The following is a 16,326-nucleotide window of genomic DNA, read 5'->3' as shown; positions in this document are numbered from 1 at the left end:
ATAAATTGGTCTTAAATCACAATAAAATTTAAAAAGCTGAAAATGCAAATTAAAGTTTTGATTTTTGCCTGTTTTGTTTTTCTGTGCACAATGGTAAAAGGTCAGGTCGATTCGATTATCGCGATTCCTTTGGACAAATCTGTATTATCCGGGGTGGGGTTAAAAAAACTTAGTTTAAAAGATGAACCAGAGAAGGAATTTTATCAAAAAAGACTATATCACGGAGACGATATAAGCATCTATGTTGTTTCTACAGAAGCTTGGAACAATGATTTCAGAAATTTTTGGCTTGATGAGTTTGTATATATGTTTCATGGACAAGCAGTAGTCAAGCCACAAAAGGGCAAAGTGCAACTATTTAATTCGGGTGACTATTTCTTTGCACCAAAAGGATATACGGGTGAATGGGAAATAAAAACGGGAAACAACCTTCATTATGAGCTTTCTGTAATATCTACAACTAGAGCTGACTCAACACTTATCTCCGAAAACATTGAACATAAGCTGTTTGAAAAGTCAGTGCTCTCTGGGGTTCATATTCAATTAAATGATAATGGTAAGTATACAGAGATTCTAAAAAAAGGAGTGGAATTAACGGTCATGCTAAAGGCGGAAAGACCGTCTAAATGGCAAATAGAACCGGCCAAGGAAATGTTGATTCAACTCTTGTCTGGTCAAGTGACTATAGAAACCCTTGCAGGAACAGAAACAACCTTTTTTACCGGAGATTTTTTTATTGTCCCAAATGGTTTAGAAGGAATTTGGAAATCTGACGGACATGGACTTATTAAATATTTAACAATAGAGAAAACTAGGTTGCCGTAATCTGTTCTCACTATTTTATTAAATAAATATATTATATAGAAGGATATATGCAAGCAAATTAAATTAAGCAAAGAAAATGATAAAGAAAATAGTACTTGCTCTAATTGTAGGATGTTCATATAGAATTGCTTTAGGTCAAAATTTGGATTTTACTTTAGTAAAGCCAGAAAGGGTTGGATTATACCCGGATAGTTTGCAAGTAATGAACAAGCATTTTCACAAACTCGTCGATGAAGGAAAACTAGCAGGCATACAAACAGCTATCCTAAGAAAGGGCAATTTAGTTCATTTCAATAGTTACGGATATTCCAATATTGAAGAAAAAATGCTTCTCGATGAAAGAAGTATTTTTAGAATATTCTCAATGACAAAACCGATAGTTTCGGTTGCGTTAATGCAATTATATGAGCAAGATAAGTTTGAACTACAAGACCCACTTTATAAATTTATTCCAGAGTTTAAAGCCATGAATAGATATTCGGATTCTGGTTTCGTTAAAGTGGATAATCCAATCCGAATAATTGATCTTTTAAGGCATACTTCCGGGTTTAATTATGGCAGGGGTCACAATGAAGAGCTTAACCAAAAATACGCTGCTGCAAATCTTGAATCTTCAAGAACGAATAAGGAGTTTGTACTAAAGCTAAGTAAACTTCCTTTGCTTTTTGAGCCCGGCACCGATTGGCAATATGGATATTCCACAAATATTTGCGGATACCTAATTGAGGTGCTTTCAGGTAAAGACCTGAACACCTATCTAAAGGATAATATACTGCATCCTTTGAATATGCATGATACCCATTTTGAATTACCTAAAACTAAAATTGACTGTTTTACCGTAGGTTATGGTTGGAGCGAAACCATTGGTTTATATGTAGTCCAAAATCAACGGACTAATCCATACACCAGTGAGGTAACCTTATTTAATGGGGGCGGTGGGTTGGTTTCAACAACGTATGATTATCTGAGGTTCTGTCAGATGCTTTTGAATAAAGGGAAATTAAATGGATATCGAATCTTAAAAAAGGAAACTATAGACCTGATGTTTAAAGATCACTTGCAAGAAATAAAAAGGTTTCAACCAAGACCAAGACTTCCTTATGGAGAATATGGATTCGGTTTAGGGTTTGCAATAAGAGGTAAAAATGAAAACAATCTAGAACGAGTTTACGGTTGGGGAGGTGCCGCTGGAACATATTTCAAAATTGATTTAGAAAACGAATTGGCATATGTAATGATGGTTCAATTATCGCCTTATCGACAGTTGGGTTTAAGACAATTAATTCAAAATTATATTGAATTATCTATTCAACAATAGAGTTCTTGCTCTTTTTAAGTTGTTAAATGATTAAAATTTTATTGGAAGTTGGCAGAGTTAATTAGCTGATTAACAATCAAAAAACCAATATGTTGATAAATCAATTCATTGTAATAGTATTAGAAAACAGTTAAAAACTAAAATGAAAAAGAATAAATTTTGGACACCAGACAGAATTGTAACCCTGACCGCGATGTTTATCAGCCTATTCACTCTCGTTGTTTTCGTAAGACAGACGAGTATTATTGAAAAACAGAGCAGGTTGTCCGTCATGCCCTATTTAATTATGGAAACTGGGTATAATCCTGAGGATGATTTAATCACGCTGACATTGAACAATTATGGTGTAGGACCAGCGATAATAGAAGGGATGAAAATATTCTATAATGGAAATACCTATGAAACGGATTTTGCAAATTTTCTACAAACTGGGATCTTTGAGAAAGATAGTGTAGCTGTATTGGCAAGTGCAAGTATAGACGAAGGTTTAGCTATTCCTGCTGGTGCAGAACGTATTGCAATCAAATTTGGGGGTTCTGGTGATAGGTATATCAAAACTGAGAAGTTTCTGCGAAAACTCGAAAGAAATGAATTTGACTATGAAATCGTATATCGTTCCATATATAATGATTTTTGGCGTATTGGAATGGTAGATGACATTCCTGAAGTAGCAGATTGATTAAAGATTCATCTATTCAATCGACTTAATAGAGTGAATATTCTTTGAAGTAGGTTGAATGGAAGAATATAGTTCAAGTTCGTTTTAATTAATTTTTTAAACCAAAATTGATATGATTTCCAAAAGAGCGCCCCTTATGTTTTTCATTTTATTGAACTTAACAAGAATAAATTTTCTTACAGCTCAGCTAGAAATTGATGAGGTTGCTCCAATTATTGAAAGAAACCTTCTGCTTGAAGACCTTGAAATTCTGAAAACGAATTTAGAAATAGCACAACCACAGCTTTACCAATATACCTCCAAGAAAGAAATGGACGTTTTTTTTGAAGAGTTTAAAAATGGGGTAACAGATAATATGAACAGTCTAGAGTTTTTTCGTTTGATAGCACCTCTTTCAAACAAAATAAGAAATGGGCATACAATATTGGTTCCATCGTCAAAGTGGGAAGATTTTGTGGTTAACAAGGCAGGTTTATTGCCATTGGACCTATATTTTTATGAAAACGAGATGTACGTATTGCATAACCTGTCAAGCCAAAATGATATAAAGGAAGGTGCACTATTAAAATCAATTAATGGGCAGCCTACTATGGAAATTTTTAATTATTTGGTTCATAGATGGTTTAAAGATGGCTACAACCAAACACGACCGAGAGAAATAGTTCAAGAAGAATTTAGACTGTTGTACGCTCACTTCTTTAAACTCGTTAAGTCGTATAGTGTTAAGGTCATCAATCCTGATGGGGCAGAGCTTACAATCGATATTAAAGCAATTCAAGAGCCAGAGTTTAAGCGCAGGCTAAAGCAGCGTTATGATAAAGAATTTGTACCGTGGTGGCGTCGAAATGCAGAACCAAATTCCTTTGAACTCAAAAATGGAACAGCATATCTGAAAGTGGGTTTGTTTAGTAGCGGATTTAAAAGTGACAAAGGACAACGTTTTAATAAATTTATAAAAAATACTTTTGAGACTATAGAGCAAAAAAACATTCAGAATCTTATTCTTGACTTAAGAGGAAATCAAGGAGGTGACGTAAAACCTCAATTAGAGTTATTGAGACATCTTGTAAAAACCCCATTTCATTTATATAAAGATGTATTCGCTATCACGAGATCACTACCTAATCCTGAACTTTATGAATTCGATATTTTGTCCCGTGCTGAATTTAAGAACGATTTTCTTAACGAAAAAGTTGCAAATAGATATCCTATGAAAAAAAGACCTGGTTTTTCAAATGAACCCCAACATCCTTCAGAAAATCTTTTTGAAGGTAATCTCTATGTATTGATTGATGGATGGTCATTTTCGGCAACTGGAGAGGTAGCCGGTCTCATAAAAGAGCATCGAAAAGATGCTGTTTTTGTGGGTGAAGAAACCGGAGGAAATCCGGTTACCAATATTAGTGGAATACAGACCTTTATGACGCTCCCCAATTCAAAAAACCGCATTTTGATTTGTCTGGTAAACTACACCACCCATGTTTCTTATGAAAACGATGGTTATGGTATTAAGCCTGACCATGAGATTAGAAATTCAGTGTTTGACATTTTGAATGAAAATGATATGGTTTTAAAGAAAGTAAGTCAACTTATTTCTGAATCTGAAAATAAATAACACTGGCTTTATTAATATAAAAGGTTTTGTTTTACCTGTTTTAGTGCTTTTAAAAGTAGTATGTAACAAAAAAGCCCTAACCGATGAGTTGGGGCTTTTTCGTTTGAAAAAATATTTTATCCCAAAGCAACCCTTGAGAAACCAGTAACCTCTAAACTAGAATCAACTGATTTTACATATTGCGCAACACTCTGCTTACTATCTTTGATAAAAGCTTGGTTTATTAAAGTATTGTCTTTGAAGAAACGCTTTAATTTGCCCTTTGCAATATTATCCAACATAGCTTCTGGTTTTCCTTCTTGGCGCAATTGATCTTTGGCAATCTCAATCTCCTTGTCAATTACAGATTGATCAACACCTTCTTCATTAAGAGCTACCGGATTCATAGCAGCAGCCTGCATTGCCACATCTTTTGCAGCGATAGCAGCACCGTCAACATCGGCAGAAAGACCTACTAAAGTTGCGATTTTATTTCCAGCATGTATATATGAACCAACGAAAGGTGCGTTCAAAGTTTCAAAACCACCTATTTCGATTTTTTCTCCGATAACCCCTGTTTGTTCCGTAAGCTTTTCGGCAACAGTCATACCATTGTATGGAGCTGCTAAAAATGCATCTTTGTTATCAAAACCAAGTGCCAATTCAGCCAATTCATTCGCTAATGTTACAAAAGAGTCGTTTTTGGCAACAAAGTCAGTTTCGCAGTTTAAAGAAATGATAACTCCGTTTGAATTATCTGAATTTACTTTAGCAATTGCGGCGCCTTCAGAAGAGTCTCTGTCAGCTCTTTTAGCAGCAACCTTTTGACCCTTTTTGCGAAGAATCTCGATGGCTTTGTCAAAATCACCATCGGCTTCAACCAATGCTTTTTTACAATCCATCATTCCTGCTCCGGTGGTTTTTCTTAATCTATTTACTTCAGCGGCTGTGATATTTGCCATTTGTTTATGTATTTAAAATTTATATAAAGTAAAACACAAAGCCTGTGTTTTGTTTTATGTGAAGGTTAAATTATTCTTCAGAATCTTCAATTCCGCCTTTGGTATTGTCTTGCCATTCTTTTAGTTCATCCCATTTACCATCAGCAGCCATTTGAGCTTGTTTTGGCCAAGAAGCAGGTTCAAGATGTGCCAATCTTGGGCTGGCATCTGTTAAAATGGTTTTAATAGCGTCAGGTTTAGATTTAGCCAAATCGGCATAGGTGGCAATGCCAGCTACGACAAGTGCTTCGGCAGCCTTAGGGCCAATACCTTCAACCTTGGTTAAGTCATCAGCTTTTGCTTTTTTAGCTGTAGTTTTTTTTGGCTCTTCTTCAGCTTTCTTTTCAACAGCTGGAGTAGCTTTTTCTTCAACAACTTTTTCAGTCTTAGCTACAGGCTCAGTTTTCTTTTCAGCTGGTGCCGCTTTAGCGGTTTCAGCTTTTGGTTCTTGCTTGTCAGCTTTTCTTTCGGCTAACCCTTCCGCAACAGCTTCAGTAACAGATGTCAATATTGCTTCTATTGATTTACCCGCATCATCATTTGAAGGAATCACATAATCAATAGGTCTTGGGTCAGAATTGGTATCAACCATTGCAAAAATTGGAATGTTCAATTTTTGTGCTTCTTTAACTGCAATGTGCTCACGCATGGTGTCTACAATGAAAATTGCACCTGGTAATCTTGTCATTTCAGAAATAGAGCCAAGGTTCTTTTCCAATTTCGCTCTAAGACGGTCTACTTGAAGGCGCTCTTTCTTTGAAAGTGTGTTAAAAGTTCCGTCTTTCTTCATTCTATCGATAGCAGCCATTTTTTTAACTGCTTTTCTAATAGTCACAAAGTTCGTCAACATACCACCTGGCCATCTTTCAGTGATGTATGGCATGTTTACGTTGGATACTTTTTCAGCAACAATATCTTTTGCTTGCTTTTTAGTGGCTACAAAAAGAATTTTTCTTCCTGAACCCGCAATTTTCTTCAAAGCTTCATTAGCCTCTTGTAATTTTGCTGCAGTCTTGTATAGATTGATAACGTGAATACCGTTTCGCTCCATGTAGATATAAGGAGCCATGTTCGGATTCCACTTTCGTGTTAGGTGTCCAAAATGCACACCGGCATTTAATAAGTTTTTTACTTCAATGTTACTTGCCATTTTTCTGTAATTAGTTTACGTTCCGTTGAGATAGCAATGAATCGGTGGTCAGTACAAAATACTTCGCCCTATTCATTTAGATGCTAAACTAAATTCCAAAAAAGTCATTTGAACCTTTTTTGGAACAACGACAACTTTTGATTAAAATTTAATCCTGATCAAAATATTCAATCAGGATTTTCAATGAACTTTGTCTAAAATCAATCTAGACTTATATAATAAATGCGATCGCTCGCCAACAATTTTTAACGCTTGGAGAATTGGAATTTCTTACGAGCTTTTTTCTGACCGAATTTTTTACGCTCAACCATTCTTGGGTCTCTGGTAAGAAGACCTTCTGGCTTCAAAACAGTTCTGTTTTCTTCGTTAATTTCACACATTACCCTCGCTAAAGCTAATCTTACTGCTTCTGCTTGACCAGTTATGCCACCACCATATACATTCACCTTAACGTCATAATTGCCATCAGTTTCAGTAAGAGTAAATGGTTGCTTTACTTTATATTGTAAGGTTGCAGTAGTGAAATACTCTTCTAACGGTTTTTTGTTGACAGTAATGTTTCCTTTTCCTTCAGAAACATAAACTCTTGCTACTGCTGTTTTTCTTCTTCCTATTTTATGAACCACTTCCATTATTTGTAGTCATTTAAATTAATAGCTTTTGGCTTTTGGGCCTCCTGGCCGTGTTCCGAACCTGCGTAAACTTTTAAGTTTCTAAACAAATCGGCTCCTAATCTGTTTTTTGGCAACATGCCTTTTACAGACTTTTCAACAATGCGTTCAGGATGTTTTTCTAATAAGCTGGCCGCAGAAGTAGAACGCTGACCGCCTGGATAACCAGTATAACGTGAATAAGTTTTATCTGCCCATTTGTTTCCGGTCAATTGAACTTTTTCTGCATTGATAACAATAACGTTATCACCACAATCAACATGAGGAGTGTAATTGGTTTTATATTTGCCTCTTAAAATTTTAGCAACTTTCGAAGCCATTCTCCCTAGAGTCTGTCCTTCAGCATCAACCAATAACCATTCTTTCTGAACAGTAGCTTTATTGGCTGAAATAGTCTTGTAACTTAATGTATCCACTTCTTGAAATATTATCGATTTTCAAACTATTCCCGATAAACGGGGTGCAAATGTACAATTATTAGATTGAATTGCAAATGGTTATTGATTAATATTTTTATGATTTTAATGGGTTAAGATAAGTGATTTGTTAAATGGGGTTTCAGGAGTTAAAAAAATCTTAAAAATCTTGGTAGAGTGTAACTACCGGGATTTTCATAAGTCCTTAAGGAGTATCAATCAAAAAACGAATCATGAATGAGAAATCCAACCCTCTTTCTTTCGACAATTCTATTATCATTTTTAACTAGTGCTCAAGAAACTTCGGAAGTACGAGGAACTGTTCAGGAACCGGATACAACAGAAATAGTCCCAAAAAAGATTTATGTGACTAATGATATTGGGGGAGAAGAAGCTCCATCAATTGATGGTTTACTTAACGATAAGGTTTGGGATAGGGTAGAATGGACTGGAGATTACGTTGAAAATCAGCCAGATGAGAATACGCCTCCTAGTTACCAAACAAAGTTCAAGATTGTATATGATAGTAAGAACTTATATATAGGTGTGCGTTGCTATGACGCCGAACCTGATAAAATTATAAAAAGGCTGTCTAGAAGAGATGGCTTTGAAGGGGATTGGGTTGAATTTAATATTGACAGTTACCATGACAAACGCACCGCTTTTTCATTCACTGTGACAGCGGCGGGGGTAAAAGGGGATGAGTTTGTTTCAAATAATGGCAGTAATTGGGATGGTAGTTGGAACCCTATCTGGTATACTAAGTCAAATATCGATGACGAAGGATGGACAGCAGAGTTGCGAATACCGTTAAGTCAATTAAAATTTAGTAGTTCTAATAACCAGGTATGGGGCTTACAATCTACTAGACGGTTTTTTAGAGCTGAAGAAAGATCGTTATGGCAGCGTAAACCAATTGACCAACCAGGTTGGGTGAGTGAGTTTGGTGAGTTACATGGGTTAAAAAATATTGAGCCTCAAAAACAATTAGAGATTCAACCTTATACAGTTGCAAGTGGAGAAACTTATGAAGCAGAAGAGGGTAATCCATTTAGGGATGGTAACGATACGGATATTGCGTTTGGCTTGGATGCTAAAATCGGCATTACCAATGATTTGACATTAGACTTAACGGTGAATCCTGATTTTGGCCAGGTTGAAGCAGACCCATCGGCAATTGCACTAGATGGATTTCAGATATTCTTTAGGGAACAGCGTCCATTTTTTGTAGAGAATAAAAATATTTTTGATTTTAATGTTTCTCAATCAGAGGCAGGAAACACCTTTGGTTCTGATAATGTTTTTTATTCTCGCAGAATTGGGAGAAGTCCGCAAGGCTTTCCTGACACAGAGGATGGGGAGTTTGTTGATATTCCTGATAACACACAAATTATTGGAGCTGCAAAATTCAGTGGTAAAACTAAGGATGGTTGGGCAATTGGGGTATTGGAGAGCGTTACTGCAAAAAAATATGCGACTATAGATAACAATGGGGATCGTAGAAAAGAAGTGGTAGAACCCTTGACCAATTATTTTGTAGGTCGAGCACAAAAAGATTTTAATGACCGCAATTCCTACATCGGGGGAGTTTTTACAGCGACCAATCGTGATAATTTAACCGATGAGTTGGATTTTCTGCATAAATCTGCCTACACTGGTGGATTAGATTTTAAGCATCAATGGAACAACCGTGATTGGTACTTTGGGGGTAATGTTATTTTGAGTCATGTTCAGGGTAGTGAAGAGGCTATTCAAAATACACAAGAATCTATAACAAGATTATTTCAAAGAGTGGATGCCGACCATGTTGAAGTTGATCAAAATAGAACTTCTTTGACTGGATCCGGAGGTAACCTTCAAATAGGAAAAATTGGAAATGGGCATTGGCGTTTTGAGAGCGGGGGCACTTGGCGCTCGCCAGAATTGGAGCTCAACGATATTGGTTTTCAACGTCAAGCAGATGATATTCGTCATTATACTTGGGTTGGTTATCAAACACTAAAACCAGATAGTACCTTTAGAAGGGTTGGAATAAACTATAATCATTGGAGTGCCTGGGGCTTTGCGGGGAACCTCAACGAGCTTCGTTTCAATACCAATTCTTGGCAAAACTGGGCCAATAACTGGTTCTCAAATTTTGGATTTAATTATGCCCCAGTTAGGTATTCAAATTTTGCATTGCGAGGTGGGCCAAGATTACGTTTAACACCAGAAGTTACATTTTGGAATGGCATCGGGACTGATGGTCGTAAGAAAATGCGATTTAATTTATTCCATAACGGCAGAAGAACATTAGATAACTCTATTAGGCGTTATTTTGTAAGAGTCGGTTTTCGGTACCAGCCTATTGATGCCCTTCGCATTTCGGTCTTTCCTGAGTACAGCATTAATAATGATAAACTACAGTATATAGATAATATAGAAACAAATAATGGTATACGTTATCTAAATGGGCAAATAGAACAACGTACATTGAGTATGTCTGTTCGCTTTAATTTCAACATCAACCCTAATTTAACGGTTCAGTATTGGGGGCAACCTTTTATATCAAGAGGGCGTTACTCTAACTTTAAGCATGTGACCAACGCTACTGCCAAAAGGTTCGATGATAGATTTTTACAATACAATGCCAATCAAGTAGCTTTTGCAGAGGATACCTACTCTATCGATGAGAATCTAGATGGAAATACTGATTTTAGTTTTGAAAATCCTGATTTTTCCTTTGTGCAATTCCGTTCTAATTTGGTTGTACGATGGGAGTATATTCCTGGATCAGAAATTTTCTTGGTATGGTCACAAGATGTGTCCCAATCAGGGAACCCATCTGATGGATTGCTTACAGGTTTGAACGATAATATCTTTGGGCAGACGCCTCAGAACATCTTTTTATTGAAGGCTACGTATCGCTTTGTTCTCTAATATTTTTATCAGAACTCTTTTTATGTTTAATATATAGGCATTCATTAACTAAATAAGGTTTAGGATTGTGAGTAAAAATTATATTTATTATACTAAGACGACAAGTTCAATAGTTATTAACGCTTAAGCTTATTTTTTCTTCCTATATTCAAGTATCGATTATTATAAATCTTCAGTCGTAGTTTGTTTTAATAATTATATATCCTAGATGATTTCTATGCAAATCAAACTATATAATTGCATTAAGTATGTGAAAAAGAAAAGTTTTGCTCTTAAGAGATATATACATTGTCTTTTATGTTTTTTTCTATTTGCATGCACAGAACCTGTGAGCCCTGAATTCGAGTTTGAGAGTGGGCTAATCTATGTCGATGCTTTCGTTTCGAATTTGCCAGGCTCTTCGTTCGTAAATATTGCTGAGTCCAATTTTATTTTCAATCGGTATCAAAATGAATTTATTGAAAATGCCAGGGTAGTTCTCAAAAATATTGAAACTGGTACTGAAGTTGTATTTGTAGAAGAGGACGAAAGTTATTTGCCAGAAAACGATTTTTCTGTTCAAACCGGAGAATCTTGGGAGCTTGACATTCTTCTACCAGATGGAAGACAATATAAATCATTACCAGAGACTATAGATGCTGGTTCGATTCCAATATCAGAGATTAAAACCACCTATGACCCAGAGTTTATGTTTAGTGTTTCAGAAGATGACTTTGTGCCTGGTCATTCAATATCATTCACTTTTGATGACCCTCCTCAAGAGGACAATTTTTATTTTTGGAGATACCGTTCGTTTGAAGAACTAATTACATGTGAAATCTGTGAAGGTGGATTGTTTAGAGATGGAGAATGCATATCTTATGGAGCATATATTGCTGAATTTGGACCATGTATAGATGAAACTGTGGTTAAACCATTCAACACGTATACCTGTTCTACCGATTGTTGGAAGATACGTTTTAATGAGAATATCAAGATTTTTTCCGATGAATTTAGTAATGGCAACAAGATAAACAATCTACCTGTTGCTGATATTTTATTATTTACTAAGAATGATATTTTGGTAGAGATTCAACAATACTCAATATCCGCTGAAGGTTATAGATATTTTAAAATATTAAAAGACATTGTTGATAATAATGGCAATTTTAATGCTACACCCCCGGCAGCGCTGTTGGGTAATATGTTTAACCCAAATAATGGCGAAGAGTATGTGTTAGGGAGGTTTACTGCAGCATTTGCATCAACCGCATCAGTTTTTATAGATAGAACAAATATTTTAGAAAAGTCTTTAGAAGAAACCTTAATTGATACTGAAAATGCGGAATTATTTTTTGGAAACGGTTTAAAGGTAATATCAACAACTCCTTGTGTTGAGAGCCAATTTAGGACAGGAACTCGTCCAGAAGGATGGATTGATTGATGACATTATGGAATAGTTTTATGTAAACAGATTTTATACAAAAATGATTGAAAAAGGGGTCCAATTTAGTTTTCTTTTGGTACTATTGAATTTCAATTTTCTTCTAGGACAATCCGAAGAATACAGATTGTCATTTAAAATTTTGAGCGCGTCAACAGGGATTCCAATAAATAATGCAAATATTTTTTTAAGTCCTTGCAATTGTGGGGGTGCTACAGATGAAAATGGATTGTTTTTCATAGATCTACCAAAAAATAAGTACAGTATTACAATTACTTTTATAGGTTTTGCAGATGAATCTATCGAGGTAGAATTAGAGAAAAATACCCTCTTAGATATAAAGTTATACGAGAAAGAAGAACGCTTATCTGAAGTTATTGTCAGGGCAAAGAAGTTGAATGAAAATATAACTACGCCCCAAATGGGCGTTTTGCGGTTAAAGAATCAAGAGTTGAAAAAGATTCCCACTGCTCTTGGAGAACTTGATGTACTTCGTGCATTAACTTTGTTACCTGGTGTCAATAATGCTGGTGAAATTAGCAATGGACTTTCGGTAAGAGGCGGTTCTTTAGACCAAAATTTGTTTTTATTTGACTATGCTCCTGTATTCAACCCAACTCATTTGTTTGGTCTTTTTTCGGTTTTTACACCAGATGTCATATCCTCTATAGATTTGTATCGGTCAAACATTCCTGCACGTTATGGGGGTAGAACTACATCTGTACTTGACATAAAAGTAAAAAACCCATATGTCAACAAGTTTAAGCTTACCGGTGGCATAGGCATGGTTTCCAGCCGATTCAATATTGAAGCCCCCTTAATAGAAGATAAGCTAATGGTAGTGGCCGGAGGCAGGGCTGGTTTTACTGATTTTTTGCTGCCTATTTTTTCGGAACGTCTTGATAACACAGAAGCTGATTTTTACGATGCTACCCTAAAATTATTATATCTGCCAACTGAGAAAGACCAAATTTCATTAACAGGTTTTTACACTAAAGATTTTTATAAGCTGGACTTAATTTCAAGAATTGAGAATATCAATGCGGAGAACAACCAATATGATTTTCAAACCTTAAATGGAACCATAAATTGGCTGCATTCTTTTAATCAAAGTATAACTTTGCGCAATATAGTCGTTGCGGGCAATTATGATGCGGATAATATTTTTCCTGAAATTGACATACCAAATGAAATAAAGTTTAAGTCCTCAATTAAATATTCAAGTTTTATTTCTGAATTCTCCAATCAGGTTAATGATGTGTTTGATTATTATGTAGGCATTCAGGCTAATCGTTATAAGATAGAACCAGGGCAATTAGATCCTGGTACCGGAAACTCCGTATTGCCCGTAGAACTTGATACTGAAATAAGTAATGAATTTTCAGGCTATGCAAATCTTAATTGGCAACCATTAGATTTTTTGACATTATCTACTGGTTTTCGATACACTTATTATTTGCTTCAGGGCCCATTTACACTAAATGATTATGAAACCGCAACAGGAAACGTATTGAATACTGAATTTTTTGAAGACGGAGAGAAAGTCAATGAGTATAATCGAATAGAACCTAGATTGGGAATAAATATACTTCTAGATGAAAATACATCTATCAAGATGAGTTACGCAAGACTAAACCAATATTTACAAAATATATACAATAGTACGACGCCATTGCCCACATCAAGATGGAAGGCTGCAGATCCAAATATATTGCCACAAACAAGCGATGCATTTGGCGTAGGGATTTATAAAAATTTTCATGAAAATGCTATTGAAGTAGGATTAGAAGGATATTATAGGATATCTGAGAATAATTTAACTTATAGACCAGGGGCAGATTTTTTCTTGGAACAATTCGTGGATAGAGAAGTTGTTCAAATCCCAGGAAAGGCGTATGGTATCGAATTTAGTTTAAAAAAACCTAATGGTAAAGTAAACGGATGGCTTAACTATACTTGGTCAAAAAGTCTTTTACGCACAGAAAGTGAAGATTTGAGCGATAGAATCAATAATAATCAATGGTTTGAGTCTGATTTTGATATACCTCATACACTTAATGCTACTATTAATTTTGAAGGAAGTGAATACAATACCTTGAGTTTTAATTTTGTAGGGCAAACGGGTAGGCCGTTAACAGTACCCAATGGAACTATTGAATTAAGTGATGGAATAGATGTGCCAATTTTTCTTGAAAGAAATAATTCGCGTTTGCCCCTATATCATCGTCTTGATTTGTCATGGAATATTCATTTTAGTAAGAGTAAAGAAAATAAAAGGTGGTTGAATGATTGGACATTTACGGTATATAACCTATACGGTCGTAAAAACCCTTTGAACAGATTCTACACACAACGCAATGGTTCACAAAACAGTGATGTTTTTCTTGATAGTCCTTTAGGTTCTTTTGAACTTTATATTTTAAATTCCCCATTATTTTCTTTAACCTATAATTTTACGTTTCAGTAGTAAATTATAATTAAATGGATCTATTAGTCCTGAAAGTTGCATAATATTTTCGTTTGTAAGAAGAACCTTATTTTTACACTATGTAAGAAATTTTCTCGTTACTAATCCTATATACCCCAAAATTCAGAGTTATGAAACTTAGATTGAGTTTATTGTTTGTAATTTGTGTTTTAGTTTTCTCTTGTTCCACGGATAATGATGGAGATATCATGGAAACTGACCAAACTGGAATGGAAGATGACGGTATGGTCGATGATGCTATGGATGATATGGATTCTAATGATGACGGCTCGGATGATGATATGTCTTCAGGTGTTGATTTAGTAGGTTTATGGGTTCTTACAGAATTGAGAATTGATGAAACAGTTGATGACGATGATTTAGATTTTGCTAGTGATATTCTAGACTTTTTAGTTGCTGGTGAATGTGATTTAATTACCTTCAATTTTAAAGATGATGGTACAGTAGATTCTGAAAGTAAGGCAAACTTTATTGAAGTTGGGTTGGGTGCTGACGGACTCGAAATTCCATGCCCCGAACAAAGTGATCTTGAAACTACGTTGTGGTCCTTGGACGGCGATCAGTTAACATTTATCAATGATATGCAAGAAGAAGAGACTATAACCATTGTGTTAGAAGATGAGGTGACCTTAATAATTGCAGGTCAAGATATTGATGAAAATAATTATGTTGGTGCTGATGCTGTTTTTACTAAGGTAGTTGAATAAGTTTAAAAAATGAACAGATAAAAATAAAGCCCGAATTAATCGGGCTTTATTTTTTCCAAAGCTTGTATCAATGCATGATTGGCCTCTTGATTTCCAACAGTGATTCTAACCTTACCAGGGGCACCAAATTGTGAAACTGGTCTTACCATAATACCTTGTTCCATTAATTTATTGGCGAATTCTATTTCAGGCAGTGGAGGATCAACAATAAAGAAATTTCCTTGAGTTGGCCAATACGTGATACCTAGTTTGTCAAACTCTGAGGATAAATATGCTCTACCTTCCTTAACAGTTTTTACAGTTTCTTCTACAAAACCTTTATCATTTAATGCGCCAATTGCTGCCTCAATGGATGTAATTGGCAGCAAAAAGGGTTTGTGTATTTGTCTTATATAATTGGCAATTGTTGAGGTGGTATAACAATATCCAATGCGTTGCCCGGCTAAACCGTAGGTTTTTGAAAAGCTATTAATGGCAATTATATTGTGACCTGCTTTTACATAAGGTAATGCAGTTATATAGTCTTCAGCATCTGCGAAATGCCGATAGACTTCATCAAAAACAACTATTACATTTTTTGGAATTCGAGATAAAAAATCATCTAAAACAGATCTAGGAATATAAGTTCCTGTTGGATTATTAGGACTTGTTAAAAAAATGATCTTGGTTTTGTCGGTTATGGCATTAAGAATTCCTTCTGTATCTAAATGATAATTAGGATTGGTAAGAGGAATATCAATTAGCTTCGCTCCATACCATCTTGAAAAAACCGAGTAAGGAAGAAAACAGGGGTTTGAGTAAATGACCTCGTCATTTTCATTAATAAAAGCTCGTAGTAACATATCAATTAGCTCCGAACCGCTATTTCCGCAAATGAACTGGTCTGCAGCTAATTGACCATCAAAATCTTGTACTAATGCTTCACGCAATCGAATATCAGTTTGGTCAGGATACAAGTCTATATTTTCCGCAGCTTTTTTTATAGCGGCCACTGCTTTAGGGGAAGCTCCTAAAGGATTTTCATTTGAAGAGAGTTTGTATAGTTTTTTATTGGAAGCAGGAATGTTTTTCCCACCCTTATATACTTCTTTTGGCTCTAGGCACGATTTGAAAATAGATTCAATCTTGCTCATGG

Annotated in this window: 13 protein-coding genes; 8 read left to right on the top strand and 5 right to left on the bottom strand. The window is 35.4% G+C overall.

Translation table 11 applies throughout. The features are described 5' to 3' along the window. The first annotated feature begins 42 nt into the window (after positions 1-42). From RM706_RS01665 to RM706_RS01650, 4 genes are all read left to right on the top strand, one after another. Positions 43-825 (top strand): cupin domain-containing protein, encoded by a 783-nt coding sequence (locus RM706_RS01665; protein WP_311349282.1) that lies wholly within the window; start codon positions 43-45, stop codon positions 823-825. A gap of 76 nt (positions 826-901) precedes the next feature. Beyond that, on the top strand, positions 902-2,143 hold the full coding sequence (locus RM706_RS01660) for a serine hydrolase domain-containing protein (protein WP_311349281.1): 1,242 nt from the start codon (positions 902-904) through the stop codon (positions 2,141-2,143). Positions 2,144-2,285: 142 nt separating this feature from the next. Then, positions 2,286-2,822 (top strand): hypothetical protein, encoded by a 537-nt coding sequence (locus RM706_RS01655; protein ID WP_311349280.1) that lies wholly within the window; start codon positions 2,286-2,288, stop codon positions 2,820-2,822. A 112-nt stretch (positions 2,823-2,934) separates the two neighbouring features. Further along, on the top strand, positions 2,935-4,437 hold the full coding sequence (locus tag RM706_RS01650) for a S41 family peptidase (RefSeq protein WP_311349279.1): 1,503 nt from the start codon (positions 2,935-2,937) through the stop codon (positions 4,435-4,437). Positions 4,438-4,553: 116 nt separating this feature from the next. Here RM706_RS01650 and tsf read toward each other — a convergent pair whose 3' ends face one another. The 4 genes from tsf to rplM all read right to left on the bottom strand — a co-directional run bounded on the left by tsf (position 4,554) and on the right by rplM (position 7,654). Beyond that, positions 4,554-5,378, bottom strand: coding sequence for a translation elongation factor Ts (gene tsf, locus RM706_RS01645; protein ID WP_311349278.1), 825 nt, complete (start codon positions 5,376-5,378; stop codon positions 4,554-4,556). Positions 5,379-5,448: 70 nt separating this feature from the next. Next, entirely contained in the window at positions 5,449-6,567 is a 1,119-nt protein-coding gene (gene rpsB / locus RM706_RS01640) for a 30S ribosomal protein S2 (RefSeq protein WP_311349277.1), read from the bottom strand. A 245-nt stretch (positions 6,568-6,812) separates the two neighbouring features. After that, on the bottom strand, positions 6,813-7,199 hold the full coding sequence (rpsI, locus tag RM706_RS01635; RefSeq protein WP_311349276.1) for a 30S ribosomal protein S9: 387 nt from the start codon (positions 7,197-7,199) through the stop codon (positions 6,813-6,815). Beyond that, a complete protein-coding gene (gene rplM / locus RM706_RS01630) occupies positions 7,199-7,654 on the bottom strand; it encodes a 50S ribosomal protein L13 (RefSeq protein ID WP_311349275.1) in 456 nt (151 codons plus the stop codon). Before rplM ends, rpsI begins: the two co-directional genes overlap by 1 nt. A 237-nt stretch (positions 7,655-7,891) precedes the next feature. On the opposite strand from rplM, the gene RM706_RS01625 reads away from it, so the two are divergent. The 4 genes from RM706_RS01625 to RM706_RS01610 all read left to right on the top strand — a co-directional run bounded on the left by RM706_RS01625 (position 7,892) and on the right by RM706_RS01610 (position 15,191). Then, positions 7,892-10,573: a DUF5916 domain-containing protein gene (locus RM706_RS01625; RefSeq protein ID WP_311349274.1), complete on the top strand. Its 2,682-nt coding sequence runs from the start codon at positions 7,892-7,894 to the stop codon at positions 10,571-10,573. 328 nt (positions 10,574-10,901) lie between these two features. After that, positions 10,902-11,996, top strand: coding sequence for a DUF4249 domain-containing protein (locus tag RM706_RS01620; RefSeq protein WP_311349273.1), 1,095 nt, complete (start codon positions 10,902-10,904; stop codon positions 11,994-11,996). Between the two features lie 43 nt (positions 11,997-12,039). Continuing rightward, positions 12,040-14,463 (top strand): TonB-dependent receptor, encoded by a 2,424-nt coding sequence (locus RM706_RS01615; protein ID WP_311349272.1) that lies wholly within the window; start codon positions 12,040-12,042, stop codon positions 14,461-14,463. Between the two features lie 131 nt (positions 14,464-14,594). After that, complete coding sequence (locus tag RM706_RS01610) at positions 14,595-15,191, top strand: hypothetical protein (RefSeq protein ID WP_311349271.1); 597 nt, start codon at positions 14,595-14,597, stop codon at positions 15,189-15,191. A 35-nt stretch (positions 15,192-15,226) separates the two neighbouring features. Here RM706_RS01610 and hisC read toward each other — a convergent pair whose 3' ends face one another. Next, a complete protein-coding gene (gene hisC, locus RM706_RS01605) occupies positions 15,227-16,324 on the bottom strand; it encodes a histidinol-phosphate transaminase (RefSeq protein WP_311349270.1) in 1,098 nt (365 codons plus the stop codon). Between the last annotated feature and the right edge of the window lie 2 nt (positions 16,325-16,326).

This window comes from Croceitalea rosinachiae, from assembly GCF_031846445.1.
In the GTDB taxonomy this organism is placed as follows: Bacteria; Bacteroidota; Bacteroidia; order Flavobacteriales; family Flavobacteriaceae; genus Croceitalea; species Croceitalea rosinachiae.
This window is presented reverse-complemented; position numbering and strand designations above follow the sequence as displayed.

Bases quoted from the DNA above. Each gene is read 5' to 3' on its own strand.
- RM706_RS01655 (WP_311349280.1), top strand. From the start codon at position 2,286: ATGAAAAAGAATAAATTTTGGACACCAGACAGAATTGTAACCCTGACC.
- RM706_RS01625 (WP_311349274.1), top strand. From the start codon at position 7,892: ATGAGAAATCCAACCCTCTTTCTTTCGACAATTCTATTATCATTTTTA.
- RM706_RS01660 (WP_311349281.1), top strand. From the start codon at position 902: ATGATAAAGAAAATAGTACTTGCTCTAATTGTAGGATGTTCATATAGA.
- RM706_RS01665 (WP_311349282.1), top strand. From the start codon at position 43: ATGCAAATTAAAGTTTTGATTTTTGCCTGTTTTGTTTTTCTGTGCACA.
- RM706_RS01650 (WP_311349279.1), top strand. From the start codon at position 2,935: ATGATTTCCAAAAGAGCGCCCCTTATGTTTTTCATTTTATTGAACTTA.
- tsf (WP_311349278.1), bottom strand. From the start codon at position 5,378: ATGGCAAATATCACAGCCGCTGAAGTAAATAGATTAAGAAAAACCACC.
- hisC (WP_311349270.1), bottom strand. From the start codon at position 16,324: ATGAGCAAGATTGAATCTATTTTCAAATCGTGCCTAGAGCCAAAAGAA.
- rpsI (WP_311349276.1), bottom strand. From the start codon at position 7,199: ATGGAAGTGGTTCATAAAATAGGAAGAAGAAAAACAGCAGTAGCAAGA.
- RM706_RS01610 (WP_311349271.1), top strand. From the start codon at position 14,595: ATGAAACTTAGATTGAGTTTATTGTTTGTAATTTGTGTTTTAGTTTTC.
- rpsB (WP_311349277.1), bottom strand. From the start codon at position 6,567: ATGGCAAGTAACATTGAAGTAAAAAACTTATTAAATGCCGGTGTGCAT.
- RM706_RS01615 (WP_311349272.1), top strand. From the start codon at position 12,040: ATGATTGAAAAAGGGGTCCAATTTAGTTTTCTTTTGGTACTATTGAAT.